This is a genomic window from Tenacibaculum singaporense, assembly GCF_003867015.1.
Taxonomy (GTDB): Bacteria; Bacteroidota; Bacteroidia; order Flavobacteriales; family Flavobacteriaceae; genus Polaribacter; species Polaribacter singaporensis.
Window position 1 is genome coordinate 1,978,777 of the sequence record NZ_CP032548.1, and the last position, 15,950, is coordinate 1,994,726.

Here is a 15,950-nt window from a genome sequence, read left to right on the forward strand (position 1 = left end):
AACGTGTTGAAATTCAATATACAAAATACCTTTACTAAAGAATTACCAGCAGACCCAATTCAAGAAAATACTCGAAGACAGGTTACAGAAGCTTGTTTTTCGTATGTAACACCTAAAAAAACATCCAATCCAAAAATGATTCATGTTTCGGATGAAATGGCGAAGTCATTAGGGCTTTCAGAAACAGCAATAGCTTCAGAGGAGTTTAAGAACATTTTTACAGGGAATCATGTATATAAAAACACACAACCGTATGCGATGTGCTACGGCGGACATCAATTTGGACATTGGGCAGGACAATTAGGAGACGGCAGAGCAATTAATTTGTTTGAAACAGTCTATGATAATAAAAAATGGGCTTTGCAGTTAAAAGGAGCTGGAGAAACACCGTATTCACGTACTGCGGATGGACTAGCAGTGTTACGTTCCTCTATTCGTGAGTATTTGTGTAGTGAAGCCATGTATCATTTAGGAGTTCCTACAACAAGAGTTCTCTCCTTAGCTTTTTCGGGAGATGAAGTATTAAGAGATGTACTATACGACGGAAACGCTGCGTATGAAAAAGGAGCCATTGTATGTAGAACATCCGAGTCTTTTTTACGTTTTGGTAGTTACCAAATATTTCCTGCCAGAGGAGATGTAAAAACATTAAAAACATTAGTTGATTATACCATTAAACATCATTATTCTCATTTAGGTGAACCTTCAAAAGAAACGTATGTTTCCTTTTTTAAAGAGGTAGCAGAGCGTAGTTTAGAAATGGTAATTCACTGGCAACGTGTAGGTTTTGTACATGGAGTAATGAATACCGATAATATGTCGATTTTAGGTTTAACTATTGATTATGGGCCTTATGGATGGTTAGAAGGTTATGACCACGGATGGACACCAAATACAACGGATAATACCCATAAGCGTTACAGATATGGTTCGCAACCAGAGATGGTTTTATGGAATTTATATCAGTTGGCAAATGCTTTATATCCTTTAATTGAAGAAGCAGAACCTTTAGAAGCAGTTTTGGAAAATTACCAAGAGCAGTTTCCTGAAAAGTATATGCAAATGATGCGAGAAAAATTAGGACTTTTTTCTTCGCAAGAATTAGATGGAACGTTAGTTTCAAACCTTGAAGAAGTACTTCAAAAAATAGAAACAGACATGACTATTTTTTTTCGATTGTTGTCAAGCATTTCAAAAGATGATAGCATAGAGGAAGCAATCAAAAAAATAGAAAAAGCATTTTATACGCCTTCAGAAGTTGTAGACGAAATAAAAAAATCTTGGGAAAACTGGTTCCAAAGTTATATAGATAGATTACAAAACGAAACTGTTTCAGATGAAGACAGAAAAGAAAAAATGAATGCTATAAACCCGAAATATGTACTCAGAAATTATATGGCACAATTAGCCATTGATGATGCAAATAAAAATGACTTTGTATTGTTAAATGAGTTATATTTACTGCTCAAAAATCCTTACAATGAGCAACCAAAATATGAAAAATGGTTCGCAAAACGACCAGAATGGGCTCGAAATAAAGTAGGATGCTCTATGTTATCTTGTAGTTCTTAAGATAAAAACAGGTGTAAATCTTTAGTTTAAATAAGATATTTTTACATATTGATTTATAGTTGTTTATGTTTTGTTGTTAAAAATAATTCAAAATACTTTTTTAAATAAAAATCAAAATAAATTTGGAAAATCCATTTTTATAATTGAATATTTGTGCTCGTAAAAGTTCAAACACTTATTGACGATGTTATCAAGAAAGGTGGAGGGATTAGACCCTATGAAACCTTAGCAACCCTTTGTGCAAACAAAGAAGGTGCTAAATTCTACCAGAGTGTACAAACTCGTGGATAGATAACCCAAAGAAGTTTCTTTAATATCTACAAGAAGCTTCTTATAATTTCTTAATAACATTTTTCTAGTAAGCAACATCTAAAAATAGATGTGTTTTGGCTTTTGGTTTAATTTTTTATTAACTCAAAAACAAGAAAAATGAGTACACAAAAATTCGCAACAAACGCGTTGCACGCAGGTCACGATGTAACACAAAACGGAGGAACAAGAGCAGTTCCTATTTATCAAACTACTTCGTATGTTTTTAATGATGCAGAACATGCAGCAAACCTATTTTCTTTAAAAGAGTTGGGATTTATTTACACCCGATTAAACAATCCCACCAATCAAATTTTACAAGATCGTTTAGCTGCTTTAGAAGGTGGTATTGGAGCTGTAGTGTTTGCTTCGGGTACGGCAGCCATTTCAACAGGTTTACTAACCCTACTAAAAGCAGGAGATCATATCGTAGCTTCGAGTAGTTTGTACGGAGGAACCTATAATTTGTTAAACGTTACTTTACCAAGATTAGGCATTACTACTACGTTTGTAGATGCATCTAACCCAGATAGTTTTGCAGAAGCTGTACAAGAGCATACCAGAGCTTTCTTTGTAGAGTCTTTAGGAAATCCGAAATTAGATGTCTTAGATTTAAAAGCGATATCTGCACATGCAAAAAAAGCAGAAGTGCCTTTTATTGTAGATAATACAGTAGCTACGCCAGCTTTATTAAACCCAATAGAGCATGGAGCAAATATTGTAATTCACTCCTTAACAAAGTACATTGGAGGACAAGGAAACTCGTTAGGAGGAGCTATTATTGATGCTGGAACTTTTAACTGGGCAAATGGGAAGTTTCCTGAATTTACAGAACCTTCAGCAGGATATCACGGATTGGTATATCACGAAACTTTAGGAGCAGCATCGTATACATTTAAGCTGATTTTAGAAGGCTTACGTGATTTTGGAGGGGCATTAAGTCCGACAAACGCATTCAACATTATTCAAGGATTAGAAACCTTAGAAGTACGAATTCAAAAGCATAGTGAAAATGCATTGAAACTAGCAAAGTGGTTGCAAGAGCAAGATGAAGTTGCTTGGGTAAATTATCCAGGGTTGGAAGACAACAAGTACAAAAACTTAGCAGATGAATACTTACCAAAAGGTCAAAGTGGATTGGTAACTTTTGGAGTAAAAGGAGGTTACGAAGCTGCTAAAACCATTGCTGACAATACCAAACTCTTTTCATTACTAGCCAATATTGGAGATACTAAATCTTTAATTATTCATCCAGCAAGTACTACGCACCAACAATTGAGTGATGAAGCTCAAGAAAGCACAGGAGTTACTAAAGACTTAATCCGTTTATCAGTTGGTTTGGAAAATATTGAAGATTTAAAAACCGATTTACAAGAAGCATTTGCTCAAATTCCTAAAGAAGTATTGGTTTAAAACAACTTGCGTTAGGGATTAACTCATAATAGGTTATTTACTTATTGGTTTCGTTGAATGCTTCGCATTTGCGGTGGCATCCTTTTGTTGTCAGTTCGAGTTTGCGAAGCAAGTATCGAGAACCAACAAAAGATATAACGGAAAGCCCGACCCTTTAAGGGAACGCCCATAAAGACATCAATAATGAAAAGTGATTTGCAACATATTAATATTCTTAGTTATACCACATTAAGCGGTACACAATTCGATACAATTCCGTTAAGCTATCAAGTTTTTGGAAAAGCATTGAGTACCGCTCCTGTGGTACTTATTAACCACGCACTCACAGGAAATAGCAATGTTGCTGGAAGCCAAGGTTGGTGGCAAGATTTAATAGGAGAAGATAAGGTTATAGATACTAATGAATATACCATTTTATGCTTTAACATTCCAGGAAATGGTTATGATAATTTCTTAATAGATGATTACAAAGGTTTCGTAGCACGTGATATTGCAAACATTTTTCTACAAGGGCTAGAACAACTCAACATAACACAACTATTTGCGCTGATAGGAGGGTCTTTAGGAGGAGGAATTGCATGGGAAATGGCTGTGTTGAATCCAAAAATTACTGAGCATTTAATTCCGGTAGCAACTGATTGGAAATCGACCGATTGGTTGATAGCGAATTGTCAAATACAAGAGCAATTTTTAATCAATTCTAGTAATCCTGTGCATGATGCACGTATGCATGCAATGTTGTGTTATAGAACACCAGAATCGTTTAAAAAACGTTTTCAGCGTTCAAAAAATGAAGAATCAGCGCTTTTTAATGTAGAAAGTTGGTTGTTGCACCATGGAAAAAAGTTACAAGAACGCTACCAATTAGCCTCTTACAAATTGATGAATCAGTTATTAAAAACCATTGATGTAACAAAAGGAAGAGAAGAGCTAGATGTATTAGAGAGAATCGAGGCAGACATCCATATTGTAGGCGTAGATTCCGATTTGTTTTTTACTGCGGAAGAAAACAGAGAAACACACAAACAACTGGCATCTGCCCATGCGAATGTAACCTACAATGAAATTAATTCAGATCATGGGCATGATGCTTTCTTAATAGAATACAAGCAATTAGAAAAAATTATTGAACCTATATTCAATCAAAAATCAACAAGTAAGAGAATGAAAATTTTAAAGTTTGGCGGAAAATCTTTGTCGAATGAAGGGATACAAAATGTAGTATCTATCATAGAACAGAAAATTAATAATGGAGAGAAGATAGCAGTGGTAGTATCAGCAAGAGGAAATGCTACAGATGAACTGGAAGAACTCTTAGAAAGAGCTGCTAAAAATGAAACTTTTAAAGAACAATTAGAAGCATTTCGATATGAGCAAACGAAATTAACTCCGTTAGTAGATTTTTCTACGGAATTTAATCGCTTAGAAAAGTTGTTTGAGGGAGTTAGTTTGTTAGGAGATTATAGCGAAAAGATAAAAGATGAAGTGTTAGCTCAAGGTGAGTTATTATCGATAAAAACGGTAACCGACTTGTTGCAACAAAAAGGGATCAATGCCCTAGCTACAGATTCAAGAACGTTGTTAAAAACGGATGAGATAGTTGGCAAAGGGCAATCGATTGTTGAAATTTCTAAAGAAAATGTATTAAATCACTTTAGACAATATAACGGAACAACTGTGAATGTGGTAGCAGGGTTTATAGCTTCAAACCTAAAAAACGAAACTACTACGTTGGGTAGAAACGGAAGTAATTATACCGCCTCGTTGTTAGCGAACTATCTAGATGCTGAAGAGTTGCAAAACTACACGCATGTTGATGGAATCTTCACGGCAAATCCTGATTTGGTGGCAGATGCTAAGAAAATAGAGGTATTATCATTTTCAGAAGCAAATGAATTGGCAAACTTTGGAGCGAACATCTTACATGCTAAAACAATTATTCCGTTGTTAGAGAAAAATATCAATCTACGAATTTTAAATACCTTCAATCCTAACGATAATGGTACATTGATTACAGCAAAATCAACCTTAAAAGGAATCAAATCATTATCGGTTTTAGACAAGGTTGCTTTAATCAATTTTGAAGGAAGAGGTTTATTAGGTAAAGTAGGGGTTGATGCACGTATTTTTAAAGCATTGAGTAATCATGGAATTAGCGTGAGCATTATTTCGCAAGGTTCTTCAGAAAGAGGAATTGGTTTAGTGGTCGACAAATCGAATGCAACTGCTGCTGTAAAAGCCTTAGAGCAAGAGTTTGAAAATGACATACAAACAAAAGATGTAAATCAAATTTCAATTCAGGAAGAAGTATCTGTAATTTCAATTATTGGGCAAGATTTAAGTGAGTTTCATCAGCCATACAACGCTTTAATTAAGAACCAAATAGTTCCCTTGTTATTCAACAATACGATTACAGGTAAAAATGTAAGCTTGGTAGTGAAGAAAGAGCAATTACACAAGGCGTTGAATGTGATTCACGGTCAGGTATTTGGAGTTGCTAAAAAGATTAACATTGCTGTTTTTGGTAAGGGATTAGTTGGAGGAACTTTGATAGAACAAATTCTAGAGAATTCAAAATCAATTTTAGAAAGACGTAAAATTCACTTGAATATTTTTGCGATTGCTAATTCTAAAAAAGTATTATTAGAAAAAAATGGAGTTGGAACTAATTGGCTGAATGAGCTTGAAAAAGCAGTAGAAGATAAGCATACAGTTGATAGTGTAATTGACTATGCAAAAGAACATCATTTAGAAAATTTAATAGCAGTAGACAATACAGCTAGCTTAGACTTTATAGAAAATTACATTCCGTTAGTCGATGCTGGGTTTGACTTAGTCTCTTCTAACAAAATAGCGAATACTGTTTCGTACGATTTTTATAAAGAACTACGTAAAACCTTAGATAAAAATAAGAAGAGTTACCTGTATGAAACCAATGTTGGCGCAGGTTTACCATTGATTGATACGATTAAATTATTGCACGATTCAGGAGAGAATATAACCAGAATTCGAGGAGTGTTCTCAGGATCATTAAGTTATTTATTCAATAAATTTTCTTCGGAAGACGTAACATTTTCAACGGTGTTACAAGAAGCTATTGATAAAGGGTTTACAGAACCAGACCCTCGTGAAGATTTATGTGGAAATGATGTTGCCAGAAAACTATTGATTTTGGCACGTGAATTAGATTTAGAAAACGAGTTTGATGATATTCAGATAGAAAACTTGATTCCAGAGGAGTTTAGAGAAGTTTCTTCTGATGAGTTTTTAGGAAACTTAGAAAAACTAGATGCTACATTTCAACAGCAAAAAGAATCACAAGAAGAGAAACACGTACTGAGATATATCGGAGATTTACATGGAGATTTACAACAAACAAAAGGAGAGTTAGATGTAAAATTAGTCTCGGTGCTAGAGAGCTCACCTTTAGGAAGTTTAAAAGGTTCTGACGCCATTTTTGAAATTTATACGGAGTCTTATGGAGAACAACCCATAGTAATACAAGGAGCAGGAGCAGGATCAAAAGTTACTGCTAGGGGTGTATTTGGAGACATCTTACGATTAGCAAAGAATAATAACTAGAAAAGAGAACAAAGAAAATAGAGATAAGATTTGCTAAAGCCTTTGTCAGTTCGAGTGATTTTTATGGAGTGTTAACGAAGTAAAAATTGTATCGAGAACGATTAGAATACTTCTCGATACAAAATTATTTTATTTCATTTCAATAATTTTACTCGAAGTGACATCAGAAAAAAGGAATAGAAAACTTAGAAACAAGAACCTCAAAAATAGAGCAGAGAAAAAAGATACAAGAATTAAGACTCAAAAATCTTGATTCTTTTATCTAGAAGCAAAGCGGTCAAACATCTAAAAAAACAACATGAGCAAAAATTTTGAAACACAAGCCATACGAACGCAAACAGAACGTTCACAATTTTCAGAGCATTCTACACCCTTATACCTAACCTCAAGTTTTGTGTTTGATGATGCTGAAGACATGCGAGCATCGTTTGCCGAAGAAAAGGAGAAGAATTTATACAGTAGATTTTCAAATCCGAATACCACAGAATTTGTCGACAAAATAGTGGCTATGGAAGGTGCCGAGGCGGGATATGCGTTTGCAACCGGTATGGCAGCTGTATTTTCAACTTTTGGAGCTCTGTTAAATGCGGGAGATCATATTGTGTCGTGTCGCTCTGTTTTTGGGTCAACTCATAGTTTGTTTACAAAGTATTTACCTAAATGGAATATAGAAACGAGTTATTTTAAAATTAATGAGATAGATAGGATTGAAAGTTTAATTCAGCCGAATACAAAAATATTGTATGCTGAAACTCCAACAAATCCAGCAGTTGATATTTTAGATTTAGAGTTGTTAGGAAGCATTGCAAAGAAGCACAATTTATTGTTAGTGATAGATAATTGTTTTGCAACTCCGTACTTACAGAATCCTATCAAATTTGGAGCAGATTTGGTTATTCACTCAGCTACAAAACTAATAGATGGACAAGGTCGTGTCTTAGGAGGTGTTGTGGTAGGAAAAGAGGAACTGATAAGAGAAATTTATTTGTTTTCAAGAAACACTGGACCTACAATGTCACCATTCAATGCTTGGGTGCTGTCTAAGAGTTTAGAAACTTTATCGATACGAGTGGAAAAACATTGCGAGAATGCGTTGAAGGTGGCGCAGTTTTTAGAAGAGCACCCAAAGGTGAACTTGGTAAAGTATCCATTCTTAAAATCGCATCCGCAGCATGAAATTGCAAAAAAGCAAATGCGATTGGGAGGAAACATTGTCGCTTTTGAAGTAAAAGGAGGTATTGAAGCTGGACGCAACTTTTTAAATAGTATAAAAGTATGCTCATTATCAGCAAATTTAGGAGACACACGAACGATTGTAACACATCCGGCATCAACCACTCACAGTAAGTTAAGTGAAGAGGATAGGTTAGAAGTAGGAATAACAGATGGATTGGTACGATGCTCGTTAGGACTAGAAAATGTAGAGGATATAATTAACGATTTAAATCAAGCATTAAATAATTAAGAAGTAAAGCATATATTTGTGATATGCTTTCTAAGAAAACAAAATACGGAATTAAGGCGCTTACTTTTATTGCAAAACAAGAAAAGGGCACTATGGTACAAATAGCTACCATTTCAGAAAACGAAAATATTTCACACAAGTTTTTAGAAAGCATATTACTTACCTTACGAAAATCAGGGATTTTAGGAGCAAAAAAAGGAAAGGGTGGAGGCTATTATTTGCTAAAGCCTGCGAGCGAAATTAAAATGACTGATGTTATTAGAACACTAGAAGGCCCCATAGCTATGGTACCCTGTGTTAGTTTGAATTATTATGAAAAATGTGATGACTGTCCAGATGAAGAAGCATGCTCAGTACACAAATTAATGATTCAAGTAAGAGATAATACGCTACAAGTACTTCGTAATAACACACTTGCAGATTTAGTGTAGTATTAACAAATTGTAAAATTCAAATATTTTTTTGATTTCCCCTTGGAGAATTAAAAAGCATCTGTATATTTGTCGACTTAAAACCTAGTATTCCGATAGGGTAATGGTATTTTAAAAATGATTGTAGAACAAGTAGTAGAAAATAAAGCTAATTATAAAGAAGATAAGCTTTCTGAAAAACCACTAAGAAGCATTATAAAGTCAATAAGTTGGAGAGTTGTTGGTACCATAGATACAATATTAATATCATGGGTAATTACAGGACAAGTAAAAACAGCTTTTTCAATTGGAGCTGTAGAATTAGTAACAAAAATGCTATTGTATTTTTTTCACGAAAGAGTTTGGAACAGTATTAAATGGGGCAAAAAATGAGTATAGAAACAATGAATTTAGAAACCGTAAACGCAGAGTTAAAAAACAAATCTCCAAAAGAGATTATTGTTTGGGCATTATTACAAGCAAATAAAGCCGTAGTAACCACAAACTTTCGCCCCTATGAAGGAGCCATTTTGCACGCAGTAGCATCAGTAAAAAATAGTATAGATGTTATTTGGTGTGATACAGGATATAATACTCCACAAACCTATAAACATGCTGAAGAGTTAATTGAAAAATTACAATTAAACATTCAGTTGTATGTACCTAAACAAACGGTTGCACACAGAAATATCACTTTAGGATTACCAACAGTTGATGATCCAAAACATGCGGTATTTACTGAGCAAGTGAAGTTAGAGCCTTTTAAAAGAGCAATGAAAGAGCATAAACCAGATGTTTGGTTTACCAATTTAAGAAAAGGACAAACAGCTTTTAGAGATAGTATTGATATTGTTTCAAAAAGTAAAGACGGAGTATTAAAAGTGAGTCCGTTTTACCATTGGTCAGATGAGAAGTTAGATACTTATTTAGAAGAGCATCAATTACCTAACGAGTTTAAGTACTTCGATCCCACAAAAGTAGAAAGTAATAGAGAATGTGGTTTACATATTTAAAGAACATGATTATGAATATAGAAACGATACAAGTAGGAGCTTTAGAAAGTGAAGCCATATATATATTAAGAGAAGTAGTCGCGCAATTTGAAAAACCGGTGTTATTGTTTTCGGGGGGCAAAGATAGCATAACACTGGTGCGACTTGCTCAAAAAGCATTTTATCCAGCAAAAATTCCGTTCCCTTTATTGCATATCGATACAGGACATAATTTTCCTGAAACGATTGAATTTAGAGATCGTTTGGTAGAAGAATTAGGTGTTGAGTTAATCGTAAGAGAAGTACAAGACAATATTGATGCTGGTAAAGTAAAAGAAGAAACAGGAAAGTACGCTAGCCGAAACATGTTACAAACCGAAACGTTATTAGATGCCATTGAAGAATTTGGTTTCGACGCATGTATCGGTGGAGCGCGTAGAGATGAAGAAAAAGCGAGAGCTAAAGAGCGTATTTTTTCAGTACGAGATGATTTTGGACAATGGGATGAAAAGAATCAACGTCCAGAGTTGTTTGATATGCTAAATGGAAGAATTGATTTAGGTCAAAATGTACGTGTTTTTCCAATTTCTAACTGGACAGAATTAGATGTTTGGTCGTATATACAACAAGAGAAAATTGAAATTCCATCCATCTATTTCGCTCATAAAAGAGCCACTTTTATTAGAGATGGGTTAATCTGGTCTGCAAATGATGAAGTTGTGTATAGAGAAGAGGAAGAAGAAGTACAAGAGCGTATGGTTCGTTTTAGAACAGTAGGAGATATGAGTTGTACGGCAGCAGTTTTATCAGATGCAATAGACATTGATACAGTAGTAGACGAAATTAGAGAATCAACTATATCAGAAAGAGGAGCAAGGATAGATGATAAACGCTCAGAAGCAGCAATGGAGAAACGTAAACAACAAGGATATTTTTAAAAGAAAACCTAGTATTTAGTATAGAGTAATGAGAAAAAATACTCAAAACTCAATACTAATCACTCAATACTAAAACAACATGAACGTAGTAAAAATAGCAACAGCAGGAAGTGTAGATGACGGAAAGAGCACACTAATAGGGCGAATTTTATACGATACAAAATCATTAACCCAAGATAAATTAGAAGCAATAGAAGAAAAAAGTAAGCAACGCGGATTTGATTACTTAGATTTTTCTTTAGCCACTGACGGATTAGTAGCAGAACGTGAACAAGGAATTACTATTGATGTAGCTCACATATATTTCTCAACACCAAAAACAAGTTTTATCATAGCTGATACTCCTGGTCATATTGAGTATACCAGAAACATGGTTACTGGAGCATCAAATTCACAAGCTTCTATCATTTTGGTAGATGCCAGAAATGGAGTGGTAGAACAAACCTATCGTCATTTCTTTATCAATAATTTATTGAGAGTAAAAGATGTGATAGTAGCTGTAAACAAAATGGATTTGGTAGACTTTTCAGAAGAAAAATTCAATCAGATTAAAGGAGAAATAGAGTATCTAGCTAAGAAGAGCGACTATCAAAATCAAAATATCACATTCATACCTCTTTCAGCTTTGAAAGGAGATAATGTTGTGAAGTCTTCAGAAAACACCCCTTGGTATAAAGGAGAAACATTACTGAATTACCTTGAAAACTTGGGATCTGAAGATACGCAAGAAGTATCAAAAGCACGTTTCCCAGTGCAAACAGTTATCCGACCTAAAACGGATGAATATCACGATTTTAGAGGATATGCAGGGAAATTGTACGGAGGTGATTTAGCAGTAGGAGATAGCGTAACAGTATTACCATCAGCAACAGAATCTACCATAAAAAGCATTCGATTTTTTGATAAAGAATATGCAAGAGCAAAAAGAGGAAGCTCTGTAAACATCACTTTAGAAGATGATGTAAATGTAAGTAGAGGTGATATGTTGGTTAAAACGGGTGAAGAACCATATGTGGTAAAACAGTTAGAAGCTACCATTTGTTGGATGGATAAGGCACCATTACAAGCTTCAGAAAAGTATTACATCAAACATGGAGTAAACGATGTACAAGCGAAAATAACGGAGTTAAAAACAATTGTTCGCACTGATTTTTCTGGAGTAGAAGAAGCGCCTGCCAAATTATCATTAAACGAAATAGGCGAAGCAAGTTTAAAAGTAAGCAAGCCTTTGTTTGTTGATTCATATGAAGAAAATAAGGCAAACGGAGCATTTATCATTATCAACCCCAAAACGAACAATACGTCAGGAGTTGGTTTTATCAAGTAAATAATAAAAAGTTATGGCAATAATCATTACAGATGAATGCATCAACTGTGGGGCTTGTGAACCAGAATGCCCAAATACAGCCATTTATGAAGGAGCGAGTGACTGGAAATATAGCGAAGGAACTTCATTACAAGGAAATGTAACCTTATTGGATGGAACTTCGGTAAATGCAAATGAGGAGAATGCACCGGTGTCAGATGAGTATTATTTTATAGTACCCGATAAATGTACTGAGTGTAAAGGATTTCATGAAGAACCACAATGTGCGGCAGTATGTCCGGTAGATTGTTGTGTGCCAGATGATGCACATGTAGAAACAGAAGAACAATTGTTAGCAAAACAAGAGTTCTTACATAACGAATAACAACGCTTTTACAAGCAAACAACTATTAAAAAACCACATGCAAAGTTTTAGATCAGAAATAGAAAATCCTTTAGTAGAAAAGGATATCCTAGAGTTAGAGCGTAAAATACGTTTGTTTAACGAAGGAAAAATAGATGAAGAACGTTTCAGAAGCTTACGTTTAGCCAGAGGAATTTACGGGCAACGTCAGTTTGGGGTACAAATGATTCGTATAAAATTGCCGTATGGTAAAGTTACAAGCGAACAATTACACAGAATTGCAGATGTTTCTGATGAATATTCTCGTGGTCGTTTACACATTACGACACGTCAAGATATTCAAATTCACCACGTAAGTTTAGACAGAACTCCAGAGTTATGGGCACAGTTAGAGAAAGACGATATTACGTTACGAGAAGCATGTGGTAATGCCGTACGTAATGTTACGGCTTCAGAAACTGCGGGAATCGATCCGAAAGAACCGTTTGATGTAACACCGTATGCACATGCTACTTTCCAATTCTTCTTACGTAATCCAATCTGTCAAGAAATGGGAAGGAAGTTCAAGATGTCTTTTTCTGCAACAGAAGAAGATACCGCATTGAGTTTTATTCATGATTTAGGATTTATTGCTAAAACAAAAATAGTAGAAGGTAAAGAAGTAAAAGGATTCAAGGTATTATTAGCAGGAGGATTAGGCTCACAACCACGTCATGCAGATGTAATTTATGACTTTTTAGAAGCAGACTTATTAATACCAACTATCGAAGGTGTTTTAAGAGTGTTCGATCGTTATGGAGAGCGTGCTAAAAGAGCCAAAGCCCGTTTAAAATTCTTGGTAAAAGATTTAGGAGTAGAAGCTTTCTTAGAATTGGTAGCAACAGAAAGAGCTGCTTTAGCGTATAAAACGTATCCGATAAATACTACCGATTTTGAACAAGGTATTGTTTTTGAAACCAACGAAGTTCCACCTGTAGTACTAAAAGATGAAGAAGCCTATCAAGACTGGAAAACAACCAATGTTTTCAAGCAAAAACAAGCTGGATTATACGCGATAGGTATTAAAGTACATTTAGGAGATTTTTATACCGATAAAGCACGTTTGTTAGCTGATTTAATCAAGAAGTATGGAGCAAACGAGTTACGCTTTACGCTACGTCAAAATATTTTGATTCGTCACGTGAGAGAGGAGTTTTTATCATTTTTCTATGCGGAACTACAAAAGTTAGGTTTTGCAGACGCAGGATATAATAGTTTGAATGATATTACTGCATGTCCTGGAACCGATACATGTAATTTAGGTATTGCTAGCAGTACAGGAATTGCAGCAGAGTTAGAACGTGTGTTAAAAGCTGAATATCCACAGTATGTAAATAACAAAGATATTACCATTAAAATTAGTGGATGTATGAATGCTTGTGGGCAACACAACATGGCACACATTGGTTTTCAAGGAATGTCTATAAAAGTAGGGAAGTTATTAGCTCCGGCTTTACAAGTATTAGTTGGAGGAGGAGTTTTAGGTGGCGGAAATGGACGTTTTGCTGATAAGTTGATTAAAATCCCAAGTAAAAGAGGACCAGAATCTTTACGAATCTTATTAAACGATTTCGAAAGTCATAAGCAAGCAGATGAAGACTTCTTAAGCTATTACGATAGACAAGGAAAAACATATTTCTATGAGCTATTAAAAGAATTATCAGACACCACCAATTTAAAGGAAGATGATTTTATTGATTGGGGTCACGATAAAAACTATGTAAAAGCCATAGGAGTAGGGGAATGTGCTGGAGTTGTAATTGATTTAGTAGCCACGTTATTATTTGAAAGTGAAGAAAAATTAGAAAATGCAACACAAGCCTTGAATAGTCAACAGTGGTCAGATAGTATTTATCACGCTTATGCAGCCATGGTAAACACTGCTAAAGCCTTGTTGATAGCAGAAGGAGCAAAAACCAATACACAAGCAGGAATCATCACCAATTTTGATGAACTGTTTGTAGCAACAAATAAAATAGAATTATCAAGTTCATTTGCAGAATTGATTTATCAAATTAATAAGAATGAACCTACGGAAGCTTTTGCAAAAGCATATTTAGAAAGTGCAACAGCATTTTATAAAACAGTAGATGTTTATAGAAAGGCAGCCGTAGAAAGTTAAAAAAAGGAGAGTCCAATGAAAAATCAACCGAAATTAACCGTAGTAGGTGCAGGACCAGGAGATGCTGATTTAATCACCTTAAAAGCCATCAAAGCATTAGAACAAGCTGATGTGGTATTGTACGATGCATTGGTGAATAATGAACTGTTAGGATATGTGAATCCGGATGCAGAATTAATTTTTGTGGGAAAACGCAGAGGATGCTATCGATATCAACAAGAACAAATCAATGACTTGATTGTTGCTAGAGGATTTTCTCACGGACATGTAGTACGTTTAAAAGGAGGTGATCCTTTTATTTTTGGTAGAGGGGCAGAAGAAATGGAATATGCAGCTAAACACGGATTGGAGGTTGCTGTAGTGCCAGGGATTTCTTCATCGTTAGCAGTACCAGCGTATCAGAATATCCCGTTGACAAAAAGAGGAAGTTCAGAAAGTTTTTGGGTAATTACAGGAACTACAAAACAGCATCAATTATCAAATGATGTTGCTTTGGCAGCAAAATCCAATGCAACGGTTGTTATTTTAATGGGAATGGGTAAACTTTCAGAGATCATTCAGCTTTTTAAGGCAGAAGGAAAGAATGAATTACCAGTTGCTATTATTCAAAATGGAACAACTCCTGAAGAAAAAATAGGAATTGGCACCGTAGATACGATAGAAGAAGTAGTGGCTAAAAACAACTTGAGTAACCCTGCTATTATTCTGTTAGGAGATGTAGTAAATCACAGACAGCAATTACTACAAATACAACAAGAAGTAGCTTTAAAAGAGGTGGTATAATGGAAGAAAGAAATAATCTATATCCAATCTTTTTAAAGACTAAAGAACTGGAAGTGCTAATTGTAGGAGGAGGGTTCGTAGCAGAAGAAAAGCTACGTTTTTTATTAAAGTCGAGTCCAGATGCTAAGGTAACGATGGTCGCTCCTTTTTTTAGAGAAGAAACCATTGCCATTGCCCAAAAAGGTAAGGTAAATAGGATAATAGATAGCTATAGTGATACCTATTTGCAGGGAAAACATTTGGTGATTGCAACCACAGATGTTCCTGAAGTAAATATACAAGTATATAAAGATTGTAGGAGTCAAAATAAATTGGTGAATGTAGCAGATAATCCACCATACTGTGATTTTTATATGGGCGGAATAGTTACCAAAGGAAATGTAAAAGTAGCCATTTCAACCAATGGAAAATCGCCAACAACTGCTAAAAGATTACGTCAGTTTTTTGAAGAAGTAATTCCAGAAGACATCAATCAATTAGTACAAAACTTAAATAGTTATAGAAAAACCATCAAAGGAAACTTTGAACAAAAAGTAGAAACATTAAATAAGCTAACTGAGAGTTTAGTAAAGTAATCTTTCGCCTAAGTTTATCTTGAGAGAAGTCAAAAGGCTCAAGACAGGCTAAAATGAAGAAATCTATAAACTTATAAAAT

The 15,950-nt window shown here is 34.8% G+C and carries 13 protein-coding genes and 1 riboswitch; all 13 genes read left to right on the forward strand.

Annotated elements, in window-relative coordinates:
• Positions 1-6 precede the first annotated feature (6 nt).
• The 13 genes from D6T69_RS08755 to D6T69_RS08815 all read left to right on the forward strand — a co-directional run bounded on the left by D6T69_RS08755 (position 7) and on the right by D6T69_RS08815 (position 15,870).
• Positions 7-1,572 carry a protein adenylyltransferase SelO gene (locus D6T69_RS08755; RefSeq protein ID WP_125067383.1) on the forward strand — a complete coding sequence of 522 codons (1,566 nt, stop codon included), beginning with the start codon at positions 7-9 and terminating at the stop codon, positions 1,570-1,572.
• A 184-nt stretch (positions 1,573-1,756) separates the two neighbouring features.
• A riboswitch (SAM riboswitch) is annotated at positions 1,757-1,870 on the forward strand.
• Positions 1,871-2,001: 131 nt separating this feature from the next.
• Positions 2,002-3,294, forward strand: a complete 1,293-nt coding sequence (locus tag D6T69_RS08760; protein ID WP_125067384.1) for an O-acetylhomoserine aminocarboxypropyltransferase/cysteine synthase family protein — start codon at positions 2,002-2,004, stop codon at positions 3,292-3,294.
• A 183-nt stretch (positions 3,295-3,477) separates the two neighbouring features.
• Positions 3,478-6,876 carry a bifunctional aspartate kinase/homoserine dehydrogenase I gene (thrA, locus tag D6T69_RS08765; RefSeq protein WP_125067385.1) on the forward strand — a complete coding sequence of 1,133 codons (3,399 nt, stop codon included), beginning with the start codon at positions 3,478-3,480 and terminating at the stop codon, positions 6,874-6,876.
• A gap of 298 nt (positions 6,877-7,174) precedes the next feature.
• On the forward strand, positions 7,175-8,341 hold the full coding sequence (locus tag D6T69_RS08770; protein WP_125067386.1) for an O-succinylhomoserine sulfhydrylase: 1,167 nt from the start codon (positions 7,175-7,177) through the stop codon (positions 8,339-8,341).
• 23 nt (positions 8,342-8,364) lie between these two features.
• A complete protein-coding gene (locus D6T69_RS08775; RefSeq protein WP_047789518.1) occupies positions 8,365-8,772 on the forward strand; it encodes an RrF2 family transcriptional regulator in 408 nt (135 codons plus the stop codon).
• Positions 8,773-8,889: 117 nt separating this feature from the next.
• A complete protein-coding gene (locus D6T69_RS08780; protein WP_073182924.1) occupies positions 8,890-9,144 on the forward strand; it encodes a DUF2061 domain-containing protein in 255 nt (84 codons plus the stop codon).
• 11 nt (positions 9,145-9,155) lie between these two features.
• On the forward strand, positions 9,156-9,764 hold the full coding sequence (locus tag D6T69_RS08785) for a phosphoadenosine phosphosulfate reductase domain-containing protein (RefSeq protein WP_125069231.1): 609 nt from the start codon (positions 9,156-9,158) through the stop codon (positions 9,762-9,764).
• A gap of 11 nt (positions 9,765-9,775) precedes the next feature.
• Complete coding sequence (gene cysD / locus D6T69_RS08790; protein WP_125067387.1) at positions 9,776-10,681, forward strand: sulfate adenylyltransferase subunit CysD; 906 nt, start codon at positions 9,776-9,778, stop codon at positions 10,679-10,681.
• Between the two features lie 79 nt (positions 10,682-10,760).
• Positions 10,761-12,008: a sulfate adenylyltransferase subunit 1 gene (locus D6T69_RS08795; protein ID WP_125067388.1), complete on the forward strand. Its 1,248-nt coding sequence runs from the start codon at positions 10,761-10,763 to the stop codon at positions 12,006-12,008.
• Positions 12,009-12,021: 13 nt separating this feature from the next.
• Positions 12,022-12,372, forward strand: coding sequence for a 4Fe-4S dicluster domain-containing protein (locus D6T69_RS08800; RefSeq protein ID WP_125067389.1), 351 nt, complete (start codon positions 12,022-12,024; stop codon positions 12,370-12,372).
• Between the two features lie 37 nt (positions 12,373-12,409).
• A complete protein-coding gene (locus D6T69_RS08805) occupies positions 12,410-14,512 on the forward strand; it encodes a HEPN domain-containing protein (protein ID WP_125067390.1) in 2,103 nt (700 codons plus the stop codon).
• A gap of 15 nt (positions 14,513-14,527) precedes the next feature.
• Entirely contained in the window at positions 14,528-15,295 is a 768-nt protein-coding gene (cobA, locus tag D6T69_RS08810) for a uroporphyrinogen-III C-methyltransferase (protein ID WP_125067391.1), read from the forward strand.
• Positions 15,295-15,870 (forward strand): precorrin-2 dehydrogenase/sirohydrochlorin ferrochelatase family protein, encoded by a 576-nt coding sequence (locus D6T69_RS08815; protein WP_125067392.1) that lies wholly within the window; start codon positions 15,295-15,297, stop codon positions 15,868-15,870. Before cobA ends, D6T69_RS08815 begins: the two co-directional genes overlap by 1 nt.
• Positions 15,871-15,950 lie beyond the last annotated feature (80 nt).

Excerpts from the sequence above, each read along its gene's own strand:
- D6T69_RS08760 (WP_125067384.1), top strand. The coding sequence starts at position 2,002 with ATGAGTACACAAAAATTCGCAACAAACGCGTTGCACGCAGGTCACGAT.
- thrA (WP_125067385.1), top strand. The coding sequence starts at position 3,478 with ATGAAAAGTGATTTGCAACATATTAATATTCTTAGTTATACCACATTA.
- D6T69_RS08770 (WP_125067386.1), top strand. The coding sequence starts at position 7,175 with ATGAGCAAAAATTTTGAAACACAAGCCATACGAACGCAAACAGAACGT.
- D6T69_RS08775 (WP_047789518.1), top strand. The coding sequence starts at position 8,365 with ATGCTTTCTAAGAAAACAAAATACGGAATTAAGGCGCTTACTTTTATT.
- D6T69_RS08780 (WP_073182924.1), top strand. The coding sequence starts at position 8,890 with ATGATTGTAGAACAAGTAGTAGAAAATAAAGCTAATTATAAAGAAGAT.
- D6T69_RS08785 (WP_125069231.1), top strand. The coding sequence starts at position 9,156 with ATGAATTTAGAAACCGTAAACGCAGAGTTAAAAAACAAATCTCCAAAA.
- cysD (WP_125067387.1), top strand. The coding sequence starts at position 9,776 with ATGAATATAGAAACGATACAAGTAGGAGCTTTAGAAAGTGAAGCCATA.
- D6T69_RS08795 (WP_125067388.1), top strand. The coding sequence starts at position 10,761 with ATGAACGTAGTAAAAATAGCAACAGCAGGAAGTGTAGATGACGGAAAG.
- D6T69_RS08800 (WP_125067389.1), top strand. The coding sequence starts at position 12,022 with ATGGCAATAATCATTACAGATGAATGCATCAACTGTGGGGCTTGTGAA.
- D6T69_RS08805 (WP_125067390.1), top strand. The coding sequence starts at position 12,410 with ATGCAAAGTTTTAGATCAGAAATAGAAAATCCTTTAGTAGAAAAGGAT.
- cobA (WP_125067391.1), top strand. The coding sequence starts at position 14,528 with ATGAAAAATCAACCGAAATTAACCGTAGTAGGTGCAGGACCAGGAGAT.
- D6T69_RS08815 (WP_125067392.1), top strand. The coding sequence starts at position 15,295 with ATGGAAGAAAGAAATAATCTATATCCAATCTTTTTAAAGACTAAAGAA.